The organism is Lentzea sp. NPDC055074, from assembly GCF_053608005.1.
In genome coordinates, this window is the sequence record NZ_JBSGUQ010000005.1 from 422,786 (window position 1) to 442,106 (window position 19,321).

The following is a 19,321-nucleotide window of genomic DNA, read 5'->3' on the forward strand; positions in this document are numbered from 1 at the left end:
CGGCGTGACACAGAACGTCGGCGGTGCGTTCACGCTCAGCAGGGCGCCTCGCGGCACCGCCCCCACGCCCCCGTACAACCAGTACGAGGACGTGGGGGCGGCAGCACGATGCACCCGTCTGACCGCGAATGCACCGGCGACGTTCTGAGCCAGGCCGCTGGAGCCCGACTAGTCCATACCGGCGACACGCCGGACTCCGATCGTCCCAAAAGGACCACCGCCCGTGTTCCACTGTGACACGAGTGGTTGACGGTGCGTTAGTTCCTGATGCGCCGGATGCGTCTGATTGGTCTAATGCGGTCGGAGGTGATGTCCCGTGCTGACACGACTCTCCGCCGTCGTAGCGGTGATGATGACGGCCGTCCTCACAGGGACGGCCGCCGCTGTGCCACCTCCGCCGCCGAACCCCAGCGACTCGGAGATCTCGGCGTCGCGGGCGGAAGCGGACGCGAAGGCGGCCCGTGTGGGCGAGCTGACCGGGAGGCTCACGCAGGCCGAGTCACGCCTGCAGGAGCTGTTCGACGACGTCTCGTACAAGCGAGAGCTCGCCAACAAGGCGCGCGTCGACCTGGAGACGGCGATCTCCGAGGCCGAGGCCGCCCGGCGGGACGCCACCAACGCGAGGGTCGAGGCCGACGCGGCCACCAAGGCCGTGGAGAAGAGCCGTCTGGAACTGGACGAGTTCGCGGCGGCCTCCTACGCGCAGGGCACCACCGTCGGCTCGTTCTCCGCGTACATCGGCGCCAAGTCGCCCGAGGACCTGCTGGCCCGAGCCCAGATGCTGGAGGCGGTGTCGGCGTCCAGCCTCAACCGCCTCGACCAGGTCACCCGCGACCAGGGCACCGCGGCGAACCTCGACTCCGCCGCCCGTGCCGCGCTCAAGAAGGCCGAGATCAAGCAGGCGGCCGCCGACGAGGCCAAGAAGGTCGCCGAGCAGGCCCAGCAGGTCGCCGTCGACGCGCACTCCGCGCAGGCCGCGGCCACCGAGGAGCTCCAGTCCAACAAGGACGCCGTCGAACGTGAGCTCGCCGCCGCGCGGGGCGCGGTCAACGGGCTCGAGGCGCAACGCCAGCAGTACGACCAGTGGACCGAGGCGAAGAGGCGCGAGGACGAGGAGAACGCCCGTCGCGCCGCCGCCGCGGCAGCCGCCGCGGCCGCGCCGAGGCCCCAGCCCCAGTCGCCCCGCCCGATCGCCTCGGCCCCCGCGCCGTCCGGCAACCGCGTGCAGACGGTGATCAACCGGGCGTTGGCGCAACGCGGTGTCATCTACGCGTGGGGCGGCGGCAACCACTACGGGCCGACGTACGGCGTGCGCGACGGCGGCGTCGCCGACTCCTACGGCGACTACCGCAAGATCGGCTTCGACTGCTCCGGCCTGATGATGTACGCCTTCGCGGGCGCCGGCGTGTACCTGCCGCACTACAGCGGCTACCAGTACAACTCCGGCCGCAAGGTGCCGCTGTCGCAGATGGCTCCCGGCGACATGATCTTCTGGGGACCGGGCGGTGGCACGCACGTGGCGCTGTACCTCGGCGGCGGGATGATGGTGGAGGCGCCGCATTCCGGTGCCGTCGTGAGGATCTCTCCGGTGCGGTACGGCGGCATCATGCCGTATGTCACTCGCATGTTGTGACCTCGTCGTAGATGATGTCGCTCCGCGACAGCGGCATCATTTCGACCTGGGGGATCCATCATGCGTGTAGTTGCGTTGTGCGCTGCCGTCATCACCGTTCTGACGGCCGCCGTGCCCGCTCAGGCACAGTCCGGCTGTGTGTGGAGATCGACCGACCTGCCGCTCCCCGCGACCGCGCCCAGCGGGACGCTGAGCGCCGCCAGCCCGGACGGCAGGTACTTCGCCGGGCAGGTCGAGGAGGGCGTGCTGCTGCTCTGGCACGACCGCGAGCTGATCGAGCTGCCGGGCACGGAGAGCGCCTGGAGGGTGTTCGGCGTGAACAACAGCGGGCACGTCGCCGCCATCGACGACACCGGCTCCTTCGTGTACCGCGACGGCGCCCGGCAGTACCTGCCGTTGCCCGCCGGCCGCAGGTCCTTCCTCCGGAACATCAACGAGGCGGGCGACGTCGTCGGGTACCTCGACGGCGGGAACACGACGGTCGTGTGGAAGGCCGCGAACCCCGGTGCGTACGAGCTGATCGAGAAGGCCGACCCGGTCGCCATCGACGACGAGGGCCGCATCGCGTTCCGCGACGGGACGATCCGGTCGGCCGACGGCACCATCGTGCAGATCGCCGGCTTCCCCGCGGTGACGATCGAGAAGTTCCAGCGCGGCCGGGTGGTCGGCCGCGTCGACCGCGCCTTCACCAAGCTGCGGGAGTGGACCCCGGCGGGCGTGGTGGTGCGCGACTACGTGATCAACCCGAGCAGCCCGATCGGCATCAACCGCGACGGCCTGCTCGCCAGCGGGTACTTCAAGTCCGGCAACAGGTACGGCGCGTGGCAGGGCAGCACGCTCGTCGGTGACGTCGGCTCCAGCCAGGACCTGCACGTCGTGGGCGTGACGGACACCGGCCTGCTGGCGGGCTACCGCCGGTGGCGCACCGAGGACAACTTCTGGGGTCCGTCCACCTGGGCCTGTTCGTAGCGAGGAACCGGTGGCCCGCCCGTGAGCGGGCCACCGTCCACTCAGGCCGCGCCGAGACGCAGCGGGTTGGTCTTCGTGGTGGCGCTGCGCAGCCAGTTGTGGTGCGGGTGGATCGTCACGCCCTGCGGACCGCGGACGACGACCTCCTCCAGGCACCAGTGCGAGCTGTCGCCCTTGTTGTCGAACGCGATGTCGAACGACGTGAGCGGACCGACCTCGGACAGCGTGAAGTCGTAGACGTCGGTCTTGCCGCGCTCGCGGTCGTCGCCCGGGTTGTCGAGGTTGATCCAGCCCGACGACGTGGTGCCGTTCAGGCGCACCTCGACACGGGAGTCCGTGCCCGCCTTGTCGACGTTGCAGGTGCGGACCTCGATGCGGTACTGCCCCGGTGCGGCCTGGGCGGTGCCCATGGCCAGGGTGCTCGCGAACGCCGCGGCGAGGACGCCGACGACCGCGGTGGTGACCACCTTCATGCTCGTTCCCCTCTCTGTGGTGACGCTGGGGAGAACGTGGCGAAGCGCGATTGCGGGACTCTTCGGCGATCATGAAATCCGCAGGTCGCGCGCCCAGAGCTGGCCGGTGACGTCGTGGCCGAAGCTGTGCTGCGGGGTCTCCTCCTCCAGTGTGAAGCCGTGCGCTTCGTAGATCTTTTTCGCGGACGAGAGACCGGCGACCGTCCACAACACCATGCGTTCGTAACCCGCCTTTTGCGCGAACTCGATGCACGTGCCGACGAGCTTGTTGCCCGCACCGTGCCCGCGAGCGTCCGGATGCACGAGCAGCACGCGCAACTTCGCTGTCGTGTCGTCCTCACGAACGCACATCACGCATCCGACGCGTTGGCCGTCGAGGTCGGCGATCCAGGCGCCCTCTCTCGCGGGATCGTGGTCCGCCGCGTAGTCACCGACGATCTTGGCGACGAGCGCCTCGAACGAGGTGTCCCAGGCGAGCTCGGACGCGTAGAGCTCACCGTGCGCCTGGACCACCCAGCCCAGGTCGCCGGGGTGGCCGAGCGGGCGGATCAGCATGGTCGCCTCCACTGACACGAGTGTTTCAGTAGTGCGACACTAGCGCCCATGCCGTCCGCCCGGGAGACCGAACTGCTCGAAGCCGCCTACCGGTACGTGCTCACGCACGGCCTCGCCGACGTCTCGCTGCGGCCGTTGGCGGCGGCGATCGGGTCGAGCACGCGCGTGCTGCTCTACCTGTTCGGCAGCAAGGAAGGACTGGTCAAGGCGTTGCTGGCGCGGGCGCGCACCGACGAACTGGCGCTGCTCGCCGACATCGGCACCGGACCGGACGTGGTCGCGCGGCTGTGGGACTGGCTGGCCGCGCCCGCGCACCGGCCGTTGCTGACGTTGTGGCTGGAGGCGTACGCGCGCTCTCTCGTGGAGCCCGACGGGCCGTGGGCGGGCTTCGCGCGCGCGACCGTGGAGGACTGGCTGGAGGTGCTGCGCGCGGCTCAGCCCGAGGACGTGCGTGACACCGAGGCCGGGCTGGTGTCGCGCACGCGAGAGCTCGCGTTGCTGCGAGGAGCGTTGCTGGACCTGCTGGCGACCGGGGACGGTGACCGCGTCACCGCGGCGCTGGCGACTAGGTTGACGCCGTGAAGGTAGTGATTTTCGGTGCGTCCGGAATGGTCGGCCGAGGCGCGTTGCGCGAATGCCTGCTCGACCCCGCGGTGGAGTCCGTGGTGACAGTGGGGCGGTCGCCGTCGAGTGCGAGCGATCCCAAGCTGCGGCACGTCGTGCACGCCGACTTCGGAGACCTGTCGCCGGTCGCCGCGGAACTGGCCGGCGCCGACGCGTGCTTCTACTGCATGGGCGTCACGTCCGCGGGTCTGACCGAGGCCGAGTACACGCCCGTGACGCACGACTACGCGCTGGAGGCCGCACGGGTCGTCGGCGGCACCTATGTGTACGTGTCCGGTGAAGGTGCGGGCGCGGACAGCAAGACGATGTGGGCGCGGGTGAAGGGGCGCACGGAGAACGAACTGCTGGCGCTCGACCGGCCGGTGTTCGTGGTGCGGCCCGGGTTCATCCAGCCGCGGCACGGGATCACCTCGCGCACCCGGATCTACCGGTACCTCTACTCGTGGTCCTCGTGGCTCTTCCCGGTGCTGCGGAAGGTGGCGCCCGGCTACGTCACGGCCACCGACCTGCTCGGCCGCGCGATGGTGGCGCTGGCCAAGGGCGCGCCGGCGTCGCGGGTCCTGCGCAGCGACGAGATCAACCGGCTCGCCGGATGACGCTCGAAGAGGCGATCCGGGAGTACCAGGAGGACGGGTACGAGGTCACGCACGTCGTCGAGTCCGTGTGCGGCGGGTGCGGTGGCAGGTCGTTCGTGGTGCAGCTGACCGAGGACCAGGCGATGCGCCGCACGTGCCTCGCCTGCGGTCTCGCGGAGTTCATCGGCGACTCCGACGAGCACTGGGACGCCGACGACGCGGAGGAGTGCGCGTGCACGTGCGGCGGCGAGGAGTTCGCCGCCGCTCTCGGGTCGTCGTGCCTGCCGGACGGCGAGGTGCGCTGGCTGACCGTCGGCCTGCGGTGCCTGGGATGCGGGCTGTGCGGCGTGTACGAGGACTGGAAGATCGACTACACGCCCAGCGGGCACCTCGTCACGCGGGCTTGAACGCGTCCTCCGTCTTCACGACACCCGCGCTGCGGCCCGGCGCGGTGTGGTTCTCCCAGTAGAGGTTCGTGTGCGCGATGACCTTGTCCGGGGTGGGGGCGCCCCACTCCGACTGGTCCTCGGTCGTGTGCGCGTCGCTGACCAGGAGGGCGTCGTAGCCGCGCACGAGGGCGCCGTGCAGGGTCGAGCGGATGCACTCGTCGGTCTGCGCGCCGGACACCACGAGGCTGCCGATCCCCTTGCTCGCCAGCACTTCCTCGAGATCGGTCGCCTCGAACGAGTCGGCGTAGGTCTTGTGCACCACGGGTTCGCCCTCGGCGACCTTCAGCTCGGGCACGAACTGCCAGCCGTCGGACTCCTTGGGCATGAACTCCGCGTTGCTGTGCTGCACCCACACGACGTCGACACCGGCCGCGCGCGCCTTGTCGACCAGAGCGGCCACGTTGGCGACGACCTCGTCGCGGTTGTGGGCGTGGTTCACGACGCCGTTCTGCACGTCGATCACGAGCAACGCGGTGTTGGGGCGGTTCGCCAGAGTCGTCACCCGGCTCAGCTTAGGCCTGTTCCGATGGGGTGCAAGGGTGTTCCGTCGGCAGTGGACGGCCGCACGCGTGCGGCTCAGCGCGAACGCAGCCGGCGCAACATCCTCGCGTCCTCGAACCCGACTCGGCGTGCCGCCGTCTCGACCGTCGCGCCCTGTCCGATGAGGTGTTCGGCCCGTTCGACGCGCAACGCCTGCTGGTACCTCAACGGCGTCATGCCCGTCGCGCGGCCGAACAACCGCGTGACGGTCCGTTCGCTGCACCCGGCGTGGACGGCCAGTTCCGCGAGCGAAAGCCTGTCGGCGAGCCGTGACTCGATGACGTCCTGAATGCGGTGCACCGTCTCGTTGACGTGCGAACGGTGCCGCATCAGCACACTGGCCTGCTGGTCGTCACCGTTCCTGCGCGCGTAGATGACCATCGTGCGTGCGATCGCGGCGGCGACAACGGGCCCATGACGTACGGCGACCAGATGCAACGCGAGGTCGATACCGCTCGCGATGCCCGCGGACGTCACGACCCTGTTGTCCTCCACGAACAACACGTCACGCACGACGTGTGCGGACGGGTACCGCCGTGCGAGCTCCTCCTGCAGTTCGTGGTGCGTGGTGCAACGCCGTCCGTCGAGCAAACCGGCGCGCCCCAACGCATCCGCGCCGGCACACACACTCGCCACCGTGCCACCGTTGCCGTGGTGAGCGCGCACCCACGCCAACGCCCGTTCGCTCAAGTGCCCGGTGCCCACGATCTTCGGCGACCGCCAGCCCGGCACGAACACGAGGTCGTCCGCCTCGAGAGAGGGCAGCTCGCGTGACGCGCCGAGCGGCACGCCCTGATGGCTGAGCACGGTCTCCATGTCGCCCACGTACGACAACGCGTACCCGTCCACGAGATCGGCAGCGCTGGAGAACACCTGCGCCGGCCCCGCGAGGTCGAGCAGGTGCACTCCGGGAACGAGCAGGAAGACGACTCTGGTCACGATCCGGTCAGCGTAGCGACATCCGAGATCCGCGCGAACCGGCCCGCCAGCACGTACTCGGTGCGCTCGATGATCTCCTCGACCCCGAGCACCTTCCCGGTCCGCCAGTGCGGCAACGGCGTGGTCGCGGTCGCGTCGGTCACGAACGTCATGTCGAACCCGAGGTCCGACCCCACCCGAGTGGTCGTCTCGCAGCACTGCTCGGTGCGGATGCCGCTGACCAGCAGCTCCCGCACACCCCGCGTGGTCAGCGTCTGCTGCAGGTTCGTCGTGGTGAACGCGTTGTGCGCGGTCTTGGTCAGCACGGGCTCGTCGTCGAGCGGCTTCAGCCCGTCGATCAGCCGCACGTGCCCCAGTGCGGGGTCGAACACGTCGCCGGAACCAGGTTCGGAGTGCAGCACCCACACGACGAGGTCACCGGCGTCGCGGCTCATGTCGACCAGCCGGTTCACCTTGCCGACGACGTCGGGGTTGGACACCTCGGCCCAGTTGGGGCGCTGGCGGAACGACTCCTGCACGTCGATGACGATCAATGCTCGCTTCATGACCTCCAGCCTCGCGGGTCACGACGGTGGCAGGCAGGCACGACCCGGCTGAGGAGCGGACGGATCCGGTCACCACGGCAAGATCAGAGAGGGCGGCGGCCCGCGAAGCCCAGATCCGTCCGGTGGTACCAGCTCAACGACCGGTCACCCTCCAGCCAGCACAACAGCACCGGAACCCCGTCCCTCTCGCTGGGGAAGTCGACGAGCAACGGTGCCAGGCCCTTCAGCTCCGCCCCGGTCTGCTGCACGGACTCCATCAGCTCGTCCAGCCGCGCCTGCGCCGCCTTGAACTCCGGCAGCCCGCCCAGCGAGGACCCGCCCACGGCCAGTTCGGCGGCATCGGCGCGCAGGCGCACGATCTCGTCCAGCACCGGCAGCAGCTTCGCCAGTTCGGTCCGTGCTTCGTCCAGCGTGAACAGTCCCACGGCGCCAAGGCTGGCACAGTGGGCGGAATGACGTGGCGACTGGGTGACCTCACCGTGAACCGGGTCGGGCTGGGCGCGATGCGGCTGCCGCAGCGGGGGACGGCGTTCGACCCCGCCGCGCTGCCACGGGACCGGGCGCAGGCGATCGAGGTCCTGCGGACGGCGGTGGAGCTCGGCGTCGACCACGTCGACACGGCCGCCTTCTACTTCTCCGCCACGAGGTCGGCGAACGAGCTGATCAACAGCGCGCTCGCGCCGTACCCGGAGGACCTGGTGATCGTCACCAAGATCGGGCCGAGCCGCACGCCGCAGGGGGAGTGGCTGCCGCTCGCGACGCCGGGACAGCTCAGGGGCCAGGTCGAGGAGAACCTGCGCCAGCTCGGGCGCGACCACCTCGACGTGGTGAACCTGCGGATCAGCGGGCTCGACGACGTCACGGCGCACTTCGAGGCGCTGGCGGAGCTGCAGCGGGCCGGGCTGGTGCGGCACCTCGGGCTGTCCAACGTCCGGCCGCACCACCTCGACCAGGCGCAACGCGTCGCCGAGGTCGTGTGCGTGCAGAACGCCTACGGGCTCGGCCACCACCCCGAGCAGGACGACTTCCTCGGCGTCTGCGGGGAGCGGGGCATCGCGTTCGTGCCGTTCTTCGCGCTCGCCGGCGCGAACCAGGAGGCCGGGACGTCGGCCGAGGACGACGTCGTCACCGAGATCGCCCACGCCCACGACGCCACGCCCGCGCAGGTCCGGCTGGCGTGGACCCTCGCGCGCGGGCCGCACGTGCTCGTCATCCCCGGCACGGGCGACCCCGGACACCTGCGGCAGAACGTCGAGGCGGGCGAGCTGCGGCTCACCGCCGACGAGCTCACCCGCCTCGACGCCGCCCACCTCAGCGACGGCTGATCCGGCCGAACAACCAGGTCGCCCACCCGAACGCCACGAGCAGCAGACCGCCCGACCAGGCCAGCGCGAGCCAGCCCGAGGTGACCGGCTGACCGGTCAGCAGCGCCCGCACGGTCTCGATGACCGGAGTGATCGGCTGGTGCTCGCTGACCGCGCGCAGCCACGCGGGCATCGTCGCCACCGGCACGAAAGCGCTGCTCAGGTACGGGATGAACAGCATGAAGAACCCGAGCAGGCTCGCCGACTCGACGGTCCGCGCGATCACGCCGAAGCCCGCCGCGAGCCACGACAGGGCCAGCACGTAGAGCAGCAGCACGCCCATCGCCAGGGCCCACGCGAGGACCGAGGCGGACGGCCGGAAGCCCATCAGGAACGCCACGAGCACCACCGCGGACGTCGCGAGCGCGTTGCGGGCGACCGAGGCGACGACGTGCCCGGTCAGCACGGACAACCCGCTGATCGGCATCGAGCGGAACCGGTCGACCACGCCCTTGCGCATGTCGTCGGTCACGGACATCGCGGTGGACGTGGCGCCGTACCCCGTGCACAGCACCAGGATGCCGGGCACGACGTAGTCCACATAGGACTGCGTCGAGCTGATCGCGCCGCCGAACACGTACACGAACAGCGCCATCATGAGCACCGGCAGCACGATCGCCATGATCACGAGGTCGAAGTTGCGGCGGCTCAGCCGGATGCTGCGGCCGATCATCGTCACGGAGGCGGTCATGCGGCCACCGCCGTCAGCGAGGTGAAGACGTCGTCCAGCGTCGGGCGGTGCGCGGACACCCGCAGCACGGTCACCCGCGCCGCGAGCAGGTCGTCCAGCACGCGGTGCAGGTGGGCCGCGCCGCCGTCGGACGGCACGCTCAACGTCGGCCCCTCGGCTGCCCCGCCGACCACGTCCCGGGCGCGCAGGGCGTCCTCGGCGCAGGAGAACACGAGGTCGAGGCGGGTGCCGCCGACCGAGTTCTTCAACGCGTCCGCGGTGCCGTCCGCGACGACGCCCCCGTTGTGCAGCACCACGATCCGGTCGGCGAGGCGGTCCGCCTCCTCCAGGTACTGGGTGGTGAGGAAGATCGTCACGCCGTCGCGCACCAGGTCGCCGATCGCGTCCCACATCGTCGTGCGGCTGACCGGGTCGAGGCCGGTGGTCGGCTCGTCCAGGAACAGCAGCCGCGGCCGGGTCACCAGGCTCATCGCGAGGTCCAGGCGGCGGCGCATGCCACCCGAGTAGGTGCGCACCCGCCGGTCCGCCGCGTCGGTCAGGCCGAACCGCTCCAGCAGCTCGACGGCCCGTGCGCGTGCCGCCGGCCTGGCGAAACGGCGCAGCCGGGCGATCATGACCAGGTTCTCGCGCCCGGTCTGCTCCTCGTCCACCGCCGCGTACTGCCCGGTCAGGCTGATCACGCCGCGCACGTCGGCGCCCGAGCGCGTCACGTCGAACCCGCACACCCGCGCCTCGCCGCCGTCCGGCCTGGTCAGCGTGCTCAGGATGCGGATCGTGGTGGTCTTGCCGGCGCCGTTCGGGCCGAGCAGCGCGAGCACGGAACCCTCCGCGACCTTCAGGTCCAGCCCGTCCAGCACCGTGGCCGAGCCGTACCTCTTCGTCAGACCCTCTGTCTCGACGATCATCGAACCCCCTTTATGCGTACTTCATACGCAAAACCTAAATTAGCGTATGACATACGCATCTGTTTGACTAGGGGGTATGAAAAGGGGGCGCAAGCCGACCATCGACGCCGCCGACATCACGCGCGCCGCCATCGCGATCGCGGACGCCGAGGGGCTCGCCGCCGTGTCGATGGCCCGCGTCGCGCAGGAGATGGGCAACGCGACGATGGCGCTCTACCGGCACGTGAAGAGCAAGGACGAGCTGCTCCAGCTGATGGCCGACGCCGCGTTCGAGGACCCGCCCCCGTTGCCGGACGGCGAGTGGCGCGCCAAGTTCGAGGTCTGGGCGAAGTCGCTGCTCGCGGGCATCCGCAAGCGCCCGTGGTTCCTGCAGATCCCCCTGAACGGCCCACCGAGCGGACCCAAGAGCCTGCTCTGGTTCGACAGCGCGCTGGGGGCGCTCGACGACACCCCGCTGGAGCCGGGGGAGAAGGTCGGCGTGGTGATGAGCCTGATGACGTTCGTGCACGGCGAGGCGTGGCTGAACATCGCGCTGACGCAGGGCTTCGAGAAGGACCCGGCGCAGTTCAGCCGCGAGTACGGGCAGCGGCTGCGCGAGGTCGTCGACCCGCGCAGGATGCCCGCGCTCGCGAAGATCGTCGCGTCCGGTGTCTTCGACGTGGACGACCTGCTCGACGCCGACGACATGGCCGCCGAGTTCGACTTCGGCCTGCACCTGTTCCTGGAAGGCGTCTCGGCGCACATCGGAGGCCGGTCATGACGTACGCGGTGATCGTTCTCACCGGAGGCAGGGGCGAACGGCTCGGGGGCGTCGACAAGGCCGCGCTGTCCTATCGGGACGCCACCCTGCTCGACCACGTGCTGTCCGTTGTGGACGACGCGGCGCAGAAAGTCGTTGTCGGGCCGGAAAAGGATCTGCCGGGAGTCGTCTGGGCACGGGAGGACCCACCTGGCGGCGGCCCGCTCGCCGGTCTGGCCGCCGGCCTCGCGAAGGTCACCGAGGAGTGGGTCGCGGTGCTCGCCGTGGACCAGCCCGGCCTCACGAGGGACACGATCGCGCGGCTCAGGGAAGCCGGCCGCAACGCCGTGCTCAAGGACGACCGGGTGCAGTGGCTGATCGGCTACTGGAACGCGGCTGAGCTGCGCGAAGCACTGCCCGAAGAGCCCCGGGACCTGCCGCTGCGCAAGACCCTCCTGCGACTCGACCCCGTCGAAGTGTCCGCTTTGCCCGGTGAGGCCCAGGACGTCGACACACCCGCCGACCTGGACACCCTTCACAGCGGTTGAACAGGCGAGGAGTAAGACTGTCAACGATCGGTAAACCCTGTTCCGCATGGAGGCCCGCACGTGACCGAGCCCGCCGCCGAGGCAACGCCGAACGCATCGGCGCCCGTCACCCCGGCTCGTGACGCCCAGCTGCTCGAACGCACCGTGTTCGAGGTGAAGCGGGTCATCGTCGGCCAGGACCGGCTCGTCGAGCGGATGCTCGTGGGGCTGCTGGCCAAAGGCCATCTGCTGCTCGAAGGTGTGCCGGGCGTCGCGAAGACGCTCGCCGTCGAGACGTTCGCCCGCGTCGTGGGAGGCTCGTTCTCCCGCGTGCAGTTCACGCCCGACCTGGTGCCCGCCGACATCCTCGGCACCCGCATCTACCGCCAGTCCACCGAGACGTTCGACGTCGAGCTCGGTCCCGTCGTCGCGAACTTCGTGCTCGCCGACGAGATCAACCGCGCGCCCGCCAAGGTGCAGTCCGCGATGCTCGAGGTCATGGCCGAACGGCACGTGTCCATCGGTGGCCGCACGTTCCCGATGCCGAACCCGTTCCTGGTGCTGGCGACGCAGAACCCGATCGAGAACGAGGGCGTGTACCCGCTGCCCGAGGCGCAGCGCGACCGCTTCCTGTTCAAGATCCAGGTCGAGTACCCCACGGCCGAGGAAGAGCGCGAGATCGTCTACCGCATGGGCGTCGAGGCGCCCACGCCGAACCAGGTCCTCTCGCCCGAGGAACTGGTGCGCCTGCAGGGCGTCGCGTCGCGCGTCTTCGTCCACCACGCACTCGTCGACTACGTGGTGCGCCTGGTGATCGCGACCCGCGCGCCCGGCGAGCACGGTCTCACCGACGTCGCCGGCTGGGTCGCCTACGGTGCCTCGCCGCGTGCGTCGCTCGGCATCATCGCCGCCGCCCGCGGCCTCGCGCTCGTGCGCGGCCGTGACTACGTGCTGCCGCAGGACGTCGTGGACGTCGTCCCGGACGTGCTGCGCCACCGCCTGGTGCTCTCGTACGACGCGCTGGCCGACGGCGTGCCGATCGACCACATCATCACCCGAGTGCTGCAGATCGTGCCGCTGCCGCAGGTGTCGGCCCGTCCGCAGCAGCCGGTTCCGGCTGGTAGGCCGTGAGCCGGGAGAAAGCCGAGGAGCGCCCGTCCTGGGCGCCGCCCGTCCTGCGCGGCGTCCGGATGGAAGCCGCGCTGCGCATGCTGGAGCTCGAGGTCCGGCGCCGTCTCGACGGTCTGCTGCAGGGCAACCACCTCGGCCTCGTGCCGGGGCCGGGCACCGAACCGGGCGAGGCGCGCACCTACCAGCCCGGTGACGACGTGCGCCGGATGGACTGGGCGGTCACGGCCCGCACGACGGTCCCGCACATCCGCGAGACGGTCGCCGACCGCGAGCTGGAGACGTGGATGGCGATCGACCTGTCGCCGTCGCTCGACTTCGGCACCGCCGCGTGCGAGAAGCGCGATCTCGTCATCGCCGCGACGGCCGCCGTCGCACACCTGACGCGGGGTGGCGGCAACCGGATCGGCGCCGCGGTCTCGACGGGTGCGGAGAGCGTCCGCATCCCGGCGCGCGGAGGCCTGGCGCACGCGCGCGGCATGATCCGCAAGATCGCCGAGATCGATCGGGCGCCCGAGGGCACGCGCGGAGACCTGGCCGCGTTGATGGAACAGCTGCGCCGGCCGCCGCGCCGCCGCGGCCTGATCGTCGTGATCTCCGACTTTCTCGGCGGCATGGAGTGGCAACGGCCGTTGCGCGCCCTGTCCGCGCGCCACGACATCGTGGCCATCGAGATCGTCGACCCGCGTGACGTCGACCTGCCCGAGGTCGGCACCGTCGTGCTGTCCGACCCGGAGAGCGGGCGGCAGCGCGAGGTGACCGCGTCCGCCTTGCTGCGCAAGGAGTTCAACGCCGCGGCCGCGGAACACCGGGGCGAGGTGGCCGCCGGGCTGCGCCGCGCCGGCGCCGGGCACCTGGTGCTGCGGACCGACTCGGACTGGATCGCGGACACGGTTCGTTTCGTGGTGGCGCGCAAGCGCCGCTGGTCCGGGGGTGTCGCATGAGCTTCTCGAACTTCGTCACCCCGTGGTGGTTCCTGCTGCTGCTCGGCGTGGCACTGCTCGCCGCCGGATACGTGGTGGCGCAACGGATCCGCCGCAAGCGCGTGCTGCGGTTCACGAACCTCGAGCTGCTGGAGAAGGTCGCGCCCAAGCGGGAACGCTGGTCGCGGCACGTCCCGGCGGCGTTCCTGCTGGCGGCGCTCGCGTTGCTGACGGTCGCGCTGGCCGGTCCGACGTCCGAGCAGCGGGTCCCGCGCAACCGGGCGACCGTGATGCTGGTGGTCGACGTGTCGCTGTCGATGAAGGCGACGGACGTGAAGCCGTCCCGCCTGGAGGCCGCGCAGGTGGCCGCCAAGTCGTTCGCGGAGGGCCTCACGCCGGGCATCAACCTCGGCCTGATCTCGTTCGCGGGCTCCGCGACCGTGCTGGTCGCGCCGACCACCGACCGTCCCGCCGTGACGCAGTCGATCGACGGGCTCAAGCTCGCCCAGTCGACCGCGACCGGCGACGCGCTGGTGGCCGCGATGGCGTCGATCGACTCGTTCGGCAAGGTCGTCGGTGGCGCCGAAGGACCTCCGCCCGCCCGCATCGTGCTGATGACGGACGGCAAGGAGACCGTGGGCACCAGGAAGGCCTTCGACGCGGCGGAAGACGCGAAGAAGGCCGGGATCCCGATCTCCACGATCTCGTTCGGCACCGAGGACGGTGTGGTCGACATCGAGGGCCGGCAGCAGTCCGTGCCCGTCGACGACGACTCGATGAAGGAGATCGCGAAGATCTCCGGCGGCGAGTTCTTCAAGGCCGCCTCGGCCGAGGAGCTCAAGCGCGTCTACGACACGCTCGGCGAGCAGATCGGGTACGAGAAGAAGCAGGCGGACGCGTCGAAGCCGTGGCTGCTGCTCGGCACGATGACGGCGATGTTCGCGGCCGCCGCCGCTCTGCTGCTGGGTCAGCGCCTGCCGTAGGTGAGCAGCACGACTCCGTTGTCGAACGCCCTGGTGCCCTTGAGCGCCAGGGCGTTCGGCTTGCGGAAGAACGGCGTGCCGGCGCCGATCGCGACCGGGTTGACGTAGAGCCGGATCTCGTCGATCAGGTCGTGCTCGAAGAACGTCTGCAGCAGCTCGTTGCCGCCGACCATGACGTCGCCCTCGAGCGCGCGGACCTCGTCCGGGTCCACCTCGGTGCGGGTCTCGGTGTTCCAGCCGGTGAACTTCTTCGTGCGCGAGTAGACGATCTTGCGCGTGTTCCGCCAGATCGGCGCGAAGTCGAGCATCGCCTGCGGCCAGTCGGGGTTGTCCTCGGCGTGCGGCCACGCGCCGAGCATCAGCTCGTGGTTGCGGCGGCCGTCGACGAACGTGCCGAACCGCGCGAGCTCGGCGTTGATGTGGGAGTGCAGCTCGTCGCTCATGTGGTGCCAGTCGATGTCGTGATCGGGGCCCTCGAAGAACCCGTCCAGCGAGACCGACGCCATCGTGCTGATCATCCGTGCAACCTCCGGTACTCCGCCGCCGCGCCGGGATGTAGTGGCACCTTGCCCGTGTCGATGAGACTGCGCACGTCGAGGTACTGGGTGCCGAGCGCCTGTTCCGGCACGAGCTCGGCGGCCCGGCCCACCAGCAGCCGCACGACCGCACCGGCGAACTCGGCGCTGAGATCAGGCCTGCACACCAGCAGGTTCGGCGTGCCGATCGTGGGGACGTCGACGGGGGAGCCGTAGACGCCCATGCGGACGTCGACGCGTTCGTAGACCTTGCCGTAGTCCTGGCGCAGTCTCGGCAGGAAGCCGTCGAGCGCGAGAAGCCGGATGCCGCTGGCCTTGTCGAGCTCCGGTGTCGGGACGCCGCCGGACCACAGCAGGCCGGCTATCTCACCGGACTTCAGGGCGTCGATGGCGTTGCGCAACGGGTAGTGCTCCTCCTGCACGCCCAGTGCGAGCCGCGAACCCTGCAGGGCGGCGCCGGAGCCGTCCGCGCCCAGTGACACCGGTTTGCCGATCAGGTCGGCGGCGGACCTGTACGGCGACTCGGCCAGGACCACGAGCTGCAGGTAGTTCTCGTAGACGCGGCCCAGGGCGACGAGGCCGGGCTCCATGTGGGCGCTGTCGCTGAGGGAGAGGCCTATGTCGGCGCCGCCCTCGCGGAGGTGTCTGAGGTTGTCGGCGCTGCCGCCGGTCTGGAGCGGGGTGATGGTCAGCGGGGCGGGGGCCAGGCGGGAGATCAGGGCGGCGAAGTCGTTGTAGAAACCGCCGGGCTCGCCGCCGGCGATCCTGATGGTGCCGTCGGGCTCGCTCGTCCCGCAGGCGGTGAGGGCGAGTGCTCCGAGCAGGAACGTCCGGCGCTTCACAGCAGCGGCTCCTTCGGCAGCTCGACCGTGGCCACCAGGCCGTTGTCGGTGTGCAGCTCGAGCTTTCCGTCGTGTGCGGTGACGATGCGTTCCGCGATCGCGAGGCCCAGGCCCGTGCCGCGGCGGGAGTCGTCGCCGCGCCAGAACCGTTCGGTGGCGTGCTTGATGTCCTTTTTGGACAGTCCTGGTCCGTTGTCCCGCACGGTCAGCGTGGCGCGGTCGCAGATCACGGTGACCTCGGTGGCGCCGTACTTGATGCCGTTGTCCAGCAACACGTCCAGCACCTGCGCGAGGTCCGACACCGCGCACCGCACGAGTCCGGGAGCGCGGTCGTCGATGGTGATCGTGACGTTCTCCGCCTGCGCCGCGGCGCGCCACGCGTCGACTCGGTCGTGCGCCACGACCTGCAGATCGGCCAGTTCGGGTTCGACACCGCCCGCGGCGCGTTCGGTGGCGGTGCTCTCGGCCGAGGCGAGCGCCAGGAGCCCGTCCAGCAACGACTCCAGGCGTTCGACCTCGGTGAGCAGCGAGCCGTTGGACGGCAGCATGTCGACCCGGAGCCGCAGCGCCGCCATCGGGTTGCGCAGCTGGTGCGAGGCGTCGGCGATCAGGCGTCGTTGCTGGTCGGCGGCCTCGGCGACGGCGTCGGACATGCGGTTGAACGACTCCGACAACGCCCGGAGCTCGGCCGGGCCTGCGGTGTCCGCGACGTGCGTGCGCCGCTGTCCCTCCGCGACGGCCCGAACACCGCGATCGAGTTCCTTGAGCGGCCTGATCAACCAGCGGGACACGACGAGAGCCAGCAGCACGCACGCGCACGCCGCCAGCAACGCCCCGGCCAGCACCAGCGCCCACCGCCGTGCCACGTCCAGGGCCGCCACCCGTGTGGAGGCACGCAGCACCACCGCACCCGCGACCTTCGTGCCGATGCCGACGGGCCGGGCGAACAGGACGTCGCCACCGCTCCACGGCATCACCGTCGGCACGGGTGCGGCGGGCTGGTTGCGCAACGCCGCGTCGATCTGCGCGGACACGTCCTCGACCGTCATGCCCGACTCGACGACGGGCGTGCCGGACGCGTCGACGACCACGATCTCCTCGCCGTAGACCTCGGCGTAGCGCTCGGCCTCGGACACCACGACGTCGACGGGCAGCGTCGCGAAGCGGTCCAGGTCCGCGGTGCGGCTGATCACGAACTGCTGGGTGCGCTCCGAGGCCACGCTCATCAGCAACGGGAACGCGAACGCCGTGACGGCCGACAGCGAGAACAGCAGCAGCACCAACAGAAGCCGTTGCCGCATCTATTCACCGAGCCGGTAGCCGAAACCGCGGATCGTGTGCAGCAGCCCCGGCCGGTCGAGCTTGGCGCGCAACTGCGTGAGGTGCACGTCCAGCGTCCGCGACACCGCCACGAACGCGTTGCCCCACACCTCGTCCATCAGCTGCTGCCGGCTCACCGCCGTGCCGGGCCTGCGCGCGAGCACCGCGAGCACGTCGAACTCCTTGGTGGTCAACGAGATCTCACGCCCGCCGACCACGACCTGACGGCTCTGCAGGTCGATCTCCACATCGGACACCCGCACGAGCTCGTCCGGTTCCTGAGACCGCGCCGCACTCCTGCGCGCCACCGCGTCGATCCGGGCGAGGAGCTCGGCCAGCCGCACCGGCTTGACCAGGTAGTCGTCCGCACCGAGCCGCAGGCCGCGCACCACGGTGCGTTCGTCGCCGCGTGCCGTCAGCACGAGCACCGGCACCGGATCGATCTTGCGGAGCTTGCGCAGCACCTCCAGGCCGTCCTGGTCGGGCAGCCCGAGGTCGAGCAGCACCACGTCGGCGTCCCGGTGGGCGATCAGGGCGTCGGCGCCCCTGCGCACGCGGGTAGGCCGGTGTCCGTTCGCCCGCAGCGCCTCCACCAGGGCGTTCGCGACACCGTCGTCGTCTTCGACCAACAGCACCCGCATGGGAGCAGTATCGGCCATGAAGACTGTTGCCCGCGCGTACCGACGCGCTTAAGTGACTGTAAAGAAGCCTTAGCCCTGGTTGTGAGGGGTGCTGCCGCGTCGCGATGGTGTCCGCCATGACAGTCGTTCAGGAGAAGAGCAGCGAACGCCGTGTGGTGGCGAACGTGCTGCGCGGGTCGGTCGGCAACCTCATCGAGTGGTACGACTGGTACGCCTACACGGCGTTCAGCATCTACTTCGCGGCCGCGTTCTTCCCCAAGGGCGACCAGACCGCGCAGCTGCTCAACACCGCCGCCGTGTTCGCCGTCGGCTTCCTCATGCGCCCGCTGGGCGGCTGGCTGCTCGGGCGTTACGCCGACCGCCACGGACGCCGTGCCGCGCTGACCTTGTCCGTCACGCTGATGGCGTTCGGGTCGCTGATCATCGCGTTGACGCCGTCGTACGCGACGATCGGTGTGGCCGCGCCGGTGCTGCTGGTGCTCGCCCGGCTGTTGCAGGGCCTGTCGGTCGGCGGTGAGTACGCGACGTCGGCGACCTATCTGTCCGAAGTGGCCTCTCCGGCACGGCGCGGTTTCTACTCCAGCTTCCAGTACGTGACGCTGACGGCGGGCCAGTTGGTGGCGCTGGGCGTGCAGATCGTGTTGCAGCAGTTCCTCTCCAAGACCGAGATGATGGAGTGGGGCTGGCGGATCGCGTTCGTCATCGGCGCGACCGGGGCCGTCGTGGTGATGTGGCTGCGGCGCGGCATGGACGAGTCGGCCAACTACGAGAAGCAGAAGGAGAACCCGGAGAAGGGCACGTTCAGGGCGTTGCTCAGGCACCCCAGGGAATGTCTGCTCGTCGTCGGCCTGACGCTGGGCGGCACGGTCGCGTTCTACACGTTCACGACCTACCTGCAGAAGTTCATGGTGAACACGAGCAAGATCGACGCCGCGACGGTCAGCTGGATCAACTTCGCCGCGCTGCTCGTGTTCGTGGTGCTGCAACCGCTTGCGGGCGCGCTGTCGGACCGGATCGGGCGCCGTCCGCTGCTGCTCGGGTTCGGTGTGCTGGGCACGCTCGCGACCGTGCCGTTGCTCTCGACGCTCGCGAAGACGTCCGAGGCGCTGCCCGCGTTCCTGCTGATGCTCGGCGGACTGGTGATCGTCACCGGCTACACGTCGATCAACGCGATCGTGAAGGCTGAGCTGTTCCCCACGAACATCCGCGCGCTGGGCGTGGGCCTGCCGTATGCCCTGACCGTGGCGATCTTCGGTGGCACGGCCGAGTACGTGGCGCTGTGGTTCAAGCAGGCCGGCATGGAGTCCGTGTTCTTCTACTACGTGGCCGGGTGCGTGCTGATCTCGTTGCTGGTCTACGGGTTCATGCGCGAGACGTCGAAGGACTCCGTCCTCGACCGCGACTGACGAGATGAGGTGCC

General features: G+C 70.1%; 25 protein-coding genes. 13 read left to right on the top strand and 12 right to left on the bottom strand.

Features of this window, described 5'->3' with window-relative positions:
- Positions 1-4 precede the first annotated feature (4 nt).
- The 3 genes from ACWF7A_RS15290 to ACWF7A_RS15300 all read left to right on the top strand — a co-directional run bounded on the left by ACWF7A_RS15290 (position 5) and on the right by ACWF7A_RS15300 (position 2,602).
- Positions 5-148: a hypothetical protein gene (locus ACWF7A_RS15290; protein WP_452251065.1), complete on the top strand. Its 144-nt coding sequence runs from the start codon at positions 5-7 to the stop codon at positions 146-148.
- Between the two features lie 168 nt (positions 149-316).
- Positions 317-1,633, top strand: coding sequence for an NlpC/P60 family protein (locus ACWF7A_RS15295; protein WP_452251066.1), 1,317 nt, complete (start codon positions 317-319; stop codon positions 1,631-1,633).
- Between the two features lie 60 nt (positions 1,634-1,693).
- The gene (locus ACWF7A_RS15300) at positions 1,694-2,602 is read left to right on the top strand and encodes a hypothetical protein (RefSeq protein ID WP_452251067.1); all 909 of its coding nucleotides are present in this window, start codon (positions 1,694-1,696) and stop codon (positions 2,600-2,602) included.
- Between the two features lie 41 nt (positions 2,603-2,643).
- Here the strand turns inward: ACWF7A_RS15300 and ACWF7A_RS15305 are convergent, their stop codons facing one another.
- Both ACWF7A_RS15305 and ACWF7A_RS15310 read right to left on the bottom strand, forming a co-directional pair.
- Positions 2,644-3,075 (bottom strand): PLAT/LH2 domain-containing protein, encoded by a 432-nt coding sequence (locus ACWF7A_RS15305; protein WP_452251068.1) that lies wholly within the window; start codon positions 3,073-3,075, stop codon positions 2,644-2,646.
- A 69-nt stretch (positions 3,076-3,144) separates the two neighbouring features.
- Entirely contained in the window at positions 3,145-3,630 is a 486-nt protein-coding gene (locus tag ACWF7A_RS15310; protein WP_452251069.1) for a GNAT family N-acetyltransferase, read from the bottom strand.
- 48 nt (positions 3,631-3,678) lie between these two features.
- On the opposite strand from ACWF7A_RS15310, the gene ACWF7A_RS15315 reads away from it, so the two are divergent.
- From ACWF7A_RS15315 to ACWF7A_RS15325, 3 genes are read left to right on the top strand one after another with little or no spacing between them, the layout of a single operon-like run.
- Positions 3,679-4,212 carry a TetR/AcrR family transcriptional regulator gene (locus tag ACWF7A_RS15315; protein WP_452251070.1) on the top strand — a complete coding sequence of 178 codons (534 nt, stop codon included), beginning with the start codon at positions 3,679-3,681 and terminating at the stop codon, positions 4,210-4,212.
- On the top strand, positions 4,209-4,850 hold the full coding sequence (locus ACWF7A_RS15320) for an epimerase (protein ID WP_452251071.1): 642 nt from the start codon (positions 4,209-4,211) through the stop codon (positions 4,848-4,850). The genes ACWF7A_RS15315 and ACWF7A_RS15320 overlap by 4 nt, the downstream gene beginning before the upstream one ends.
- A complete protein-coding gene (locus ACWF7A_RS15325) occupies positions 4,847-5,236 on the top strand; it encodes a hypothetical protein (RefSeq protein ID WP_452251072.1) in 390 nt (129 codons plus the stop codon). Before ACWF7A_RS15320 ends, ACWF7A_RS15325 begins: the two co-directional genes overlap by 4 nt.
- Here the strand turns inward: ACWF7A_RS15325 and ACWF7A_RS15330 are convergent.
- The 4 genes from ACWF7A_RS15330 to ACWF7A_RS15345 all read right to left on the bottom strand — a co-directional run bounded on the left by ACWF7A_RS15330 (position 5,223) and on the right by ACWF7A_RS15345 (position 7,727).
- The gene (locus ACWF7A_RS15330; RefSeq protein WP_452251073.1) at positions 5,223-5,780 is read right to left on the bottom strand and encodes a cysteine hydrolase family protein; all 558 of its coding nucleotides are present in this window, start codon (positions 5,778-5,780) and stop codon (positions 5,223-5,225) included. The two genes, ACWF7A_RS15325 and ACWF7A_RS15330, sit on opposite strands and share 14 nt — an antisense overlap.
- Before the next feature lie 74 nt (positions 5,781-5,854).
- Complete coding sequence (locus ACWF7A_RS15335; RefSeq protein ID WP_452251074.1) at positions 5,855-6,757, bottom strand: GlxA family transcriptional regulator; 903 nt, start codon at positions 6,755-6,757, stop codon at positions 5,855-5,857.
- Positions 6,754-7,302: a cysteine hydrolase family protein gene (locus ACWF7A_RS15340; RefSeq protein ID WP_452251075.1), complete on the bottom strand. Its 549-nt coding sequence runs from the start codon at positions 7,300-7,302 to the stop codon at positions 6,754-6,756. The genes ACWF7A_RS15335 and ACWF7A_RS15340 overlap by 4 nt, the downstream gene beginning before the upstream one ends.
- Positions 7,303-7,385: 83 nt before the next feature.
- The gene (locus ACWF7A_RS15345) at positions 7,386-7,727 is read right to left on the bottom strand and encodes a DUF2203 family protein (RefSeq protein WP_452251076.1); all 342 of its coding nucleotides are present in this window, start codon (positions 7,725-7,727) and stop codon (positions 7,386-7,388) included.
- Positions 7,728-7,754: 27 nt separating this feature from the next.
- On the opposite strand from ACWF7A_RS15345, the gene ACWF7A_RS15350 reads away from it, so the two are divergent.
- Positions 7,755-8,627 carry an oxidoreductase gene (locus tag ACWF7A_RS15350; RefSeq protein WP_452251077.1) on the top strand — a complete coding sequence of 291 codons (873 nt, stop codon included), beginning with the start codon at positions 7,755-7,757 and terminating at the stop codon, positions 8,625-8,627.
- Here the strand turns inward: ACWF7A_RS15350 and ACWF7A_RS15355 are convergent.
- Positions 8,614-9,357 carry an ABC transporter permease gene (locus ACWF7A_RS15355; RefSeq protein ID WP_452251078.1) on the bottom strand — a complete coding sequence of 248 codons (744 nt, stop codon included), beginning with the start codon at positions 9,355-9,357 and terminating at the stop codon, positions 8,614-8,616. The genes ACWF7A_RS15350 and ACWF7A_RS15355 overlap by 14 nt on opposite strands.
- Positions 9,354-10,262, bottom strand: a complete 909-nt coding sequence (locus ACWF7A_RS15360; RefSeq protein WP_452251079.1) for an ATP-binding cassette domain-containing protein — start codon at positions 10,260-10,262, stop codon at positions 9,354-9,356. Before ACWF7A_RS15360 ends, ACWF7A_RS15355 begins: the two co-directional genes overlap by 4 nt.
- Positions 10,263-10,338: 76 nt before the next feature.
- On the opposite strand from ACWF7A_RS15360, the gene ACWF7A_RS15365 reads away from it, so the two are divergent.
- From ACWF7A_RS15365 to ACWF7A_RS15385, 5 genes are read left to right on the top strand one after another with little or no spacing between them, the layout of a single operon-like run.
- Positions 10,339-11,022 (top strand): TetR/AcrR family transcriptional regulator, encoded by a 684-nt coding sequence (locus ACWF7A_RS15365; RefSeq protein WP_452251080.1) that lies wholly within the window; start codon positions 10,339-10,341, stop codon positions 11,020-11,022.
- Positions 11,019-11,549, top strand: coding sequence for a molybdenum cofactor guanylyltransferase (mobA, locus tag ACWF7A_RS15370; protein WP_452251081.1), 531 nt, complete (start codon positions 11,019-11,021; stop codon positions 11,547-11,549). Before ACWF7A_RS15365 ends, mobA begins: the two co-directional genes overlap by 4 nt.
- A 60-nt stretch (positions 11,550-11,609) precedes the next feature.
- A complete protein-coding gene (locus ACWF7A_RS15375) occupies positions 11,610-12,659 on the top strand; it encodes an AAA family ATPase (protein ID WP_191304813.1) in 1,050 nt (349 codons plus the stop codon).
- A gap of 59 nt (positions 12,660-12,718) precedes the next feature.
- A complete protein-coding gene (locus ACWF7A_RS15380) occupies positions 12,719-13,600 on the top strand; it encodes a DUF58 domain-containing protein (RefSeq protein WP_452251157.1) in 882 nt (293 codons plus the stop codon).
- Positions 13,597-14,562, top strand: coding sequence for a VWA domain-containing protein (locus ACWF7A_RS15385; protein WP_452251082.1), 966 nt, complete (start codon positions 13,597-13,599; stop codon positions 14,560-14,562). The genes ACWF7A_RS15380 and ACWF7A_RS15385 overlap by 4 nt, the downstream gene beginning before the upstream one ends.
- On the opposite strand, the gene ACWF7A_RS15390 is transcribed toward ACWF7A_RS15385, so the two are convergent.
- From ACWF7A_RS15390 to ACWF7A_RS15405, 4 genes are read right to left on the bottom strand one after another with little or no spacing between them, the layout of a single operon-like run.
- The gene (locus tag ACWF7A_RS15390) at positions 14,547-15,080 is read right to left on the bottom strand and encodes a dihydrofolate reductase family protein (protein ID WP_452251083.1); all 534 of its coding nucleotides are present in this window, start codon (positions 15,078-15,080) and stop codon (positions 14,547-14,549) included. The genes ACWF7A_RS15385 and ACWF7A_RS15390 overlap by 16 nt on opposite strands.
- Positions 15,077-15,940 (bottom strand): TAXI family TRAP transporter solute-binding subunit, encoded by an 864-nt coding sequence (locus ACWF7A_RS15395; RefSeq protein WP_452251084.1) that lies wholly within the window; start codon positions 15,938-15,940, stop codon positions 15,077-15,079. The genes ACWF7A_RS15390 and ACWF7A_RS15395 overlap by 4 nt, the downstream gene beginning before the upstream one ends.
- A complete protein-coding gene (locus ACWF7A_RS15400) occupies positions 15,937-17,241 on the bottom strand; it encodes an ATP-binding protein (protein WP_452251085.1) in 1,305 nt (434 codons plus the stop codon). The genes ACWF7A_RS15395 and ACWF7A_RS15400 overlap by 4 nt, the downstream gene beginning before the upstream one ends.
- Positions 17,242-17,901: a response regulator transcription factor gene (locus tag ACWF7A_RS15405; protein WP_452251086.1), complete on the bottom strand. Its 660-nt coding sequence runs from the start codon at positions 17,899-17,901 to the stop codon at positions 17,242-17,244.
- A gap of 116 nt (positions 17,902-18,017) precedes the next feature.
- Between ACWF7A_RS15405 and ACWF7A_RS15410 the strand changes: the two genes are divergently transcribed.
- Positions 18,018-19,307: an MFS transporter gene (locus tag ACWF7A_RS15410; protein WP_452251087.1), complete on the top strand. Its 1,290-nt coding sequence runs from the start codon at positions 18,018-18,020 to the stop codon at positions 19,305-19,307.
- Positions 19,308-19,321 lie beyond the last annotated feature (14 nt).

Bases quoted from the DNA above. Each gene is read 5' to 3' on its own strand.
- ACWF7A_RS15300 (WP_452251067.1), top strand. From the start codon at position 1,694: ATGCGTGTAGTTGCGTTGTGCGCTGCCGTCATCACCGTTCTGACGGCC.
- ACWF7A_RS15305 (WP_452251068.1), bottom strand. From the start codon at position 3,075: ATGAAGGTGGTCACCACCGCGGTCGTCGGCGTCCTCGCCGCGGCGTTC.
- ACWF7A_RS15310 (WP_452251069.1), bottom strand. From the start codon at position 3,630: ATGCTGATCCGCCCGCTCGGCCACCCCGGCGACCTGGGCTGGGTGGTC.
- ACWF7A_RS15315 (WP_452251070.1), top strand. From the start codon at position 3,679: ATGCCGTCCGCCCGGGAGACCGAACTGCTCGAAGCCGCCTACCGGTAC.
- ACWF7A_RS15325 (WP_452251072.1), top strand. From the start codon at position 4,847: ATGACGCTCGAAGAGGCGATCCGGGAGTACCAGGAGGACGGGTACGAG.
- ACWF7A_RS15340 (WP_452251075.1), bottom strand. From the start codon at position 7,302: ATGAAGCGAGCATTGATCGTCATCGACGTGCAGGAGTCGTTCCGCCAG.
- ACWF7A_RS15350 (WP_452251077.1), top strand. From the start codon at position 7,755: ATGACGTGGCGACTGGGTGACCTCACCGTGAACCGGGTCGGGCTGGGC.
- ACWF7A_RS15355 (WP_452251078.1), bottom strand. From the start codon at position 9,357: ATGACCGCCTCCGTGACGATGATCGGCCGCAGCATCCGGCTGAGCCGC.
- ACWF7A_RS15360 (WP_452251079.1), bottom strand. From the start codon at position 10,262: ATGATCGTCGAGACAGAGGGTCTGACGAAGAGGTACGGCTCGGCCACG.
- ACWF7A_RS15365 (WP_452251080.1), top strand. From the start codon at position 10,339: ATGAAAAGGGGGCGCAAGCCGACCATCGACGCCGCCGACATCACGCGC.
- mobA (WP_452251081.1), top strand. From the start codon at position 11,019: ATGACGTACGCGGTGATCGTTCTCACCGGAGGCAGGGGCGAACGGCTC.
- ACWF7A_RS15380 (WP_452251157.1), top strand. From the start codon at position 12,719: ATGGAAGCCGCGCTGCGCATGCTGGAGCTCGAGGTCCGGCGCCGTCTC.
- ACWF7A_RS15385 (WP_452251082.1), top strand. From the start codon at position 13,597: ATGAGCTTCTCGAACTTCGTCACCCCGTGGTGGTTCCTGCTGCTGCTC.
- ACWF7A_RS15390 (WP_452251083.1), bottom strand. From the start codon at position 15,080: ATGATCAGCACGATGGCGTCGGTCTCGCTGGACGGGTTCTTCGAGGGC.
- ACWF7A_RS15400 (WP_452251085.1), bottom strand. From the start codon at position 17,241: ATGCGGCAACGGCTTCTGTTGGTGCTGCTGCTGTTCTCGCTGTCGGCC.
- ACWF7A_RS15405 (WP_452251086.1), bottom strand. From the start codon at position 17,901: ATGCGGGTGCTGTTGGTCGAAGACGACGACGGTGTCGCGAACGCCCTG.
- ACWF7A_RS15410 (WP_452251087.1), top strand. From the start codon at position 18,018: ATGACAGTCGTTCAGGAGAAGAGCAGCGAACGCCGTGTGGTGGCGAAC.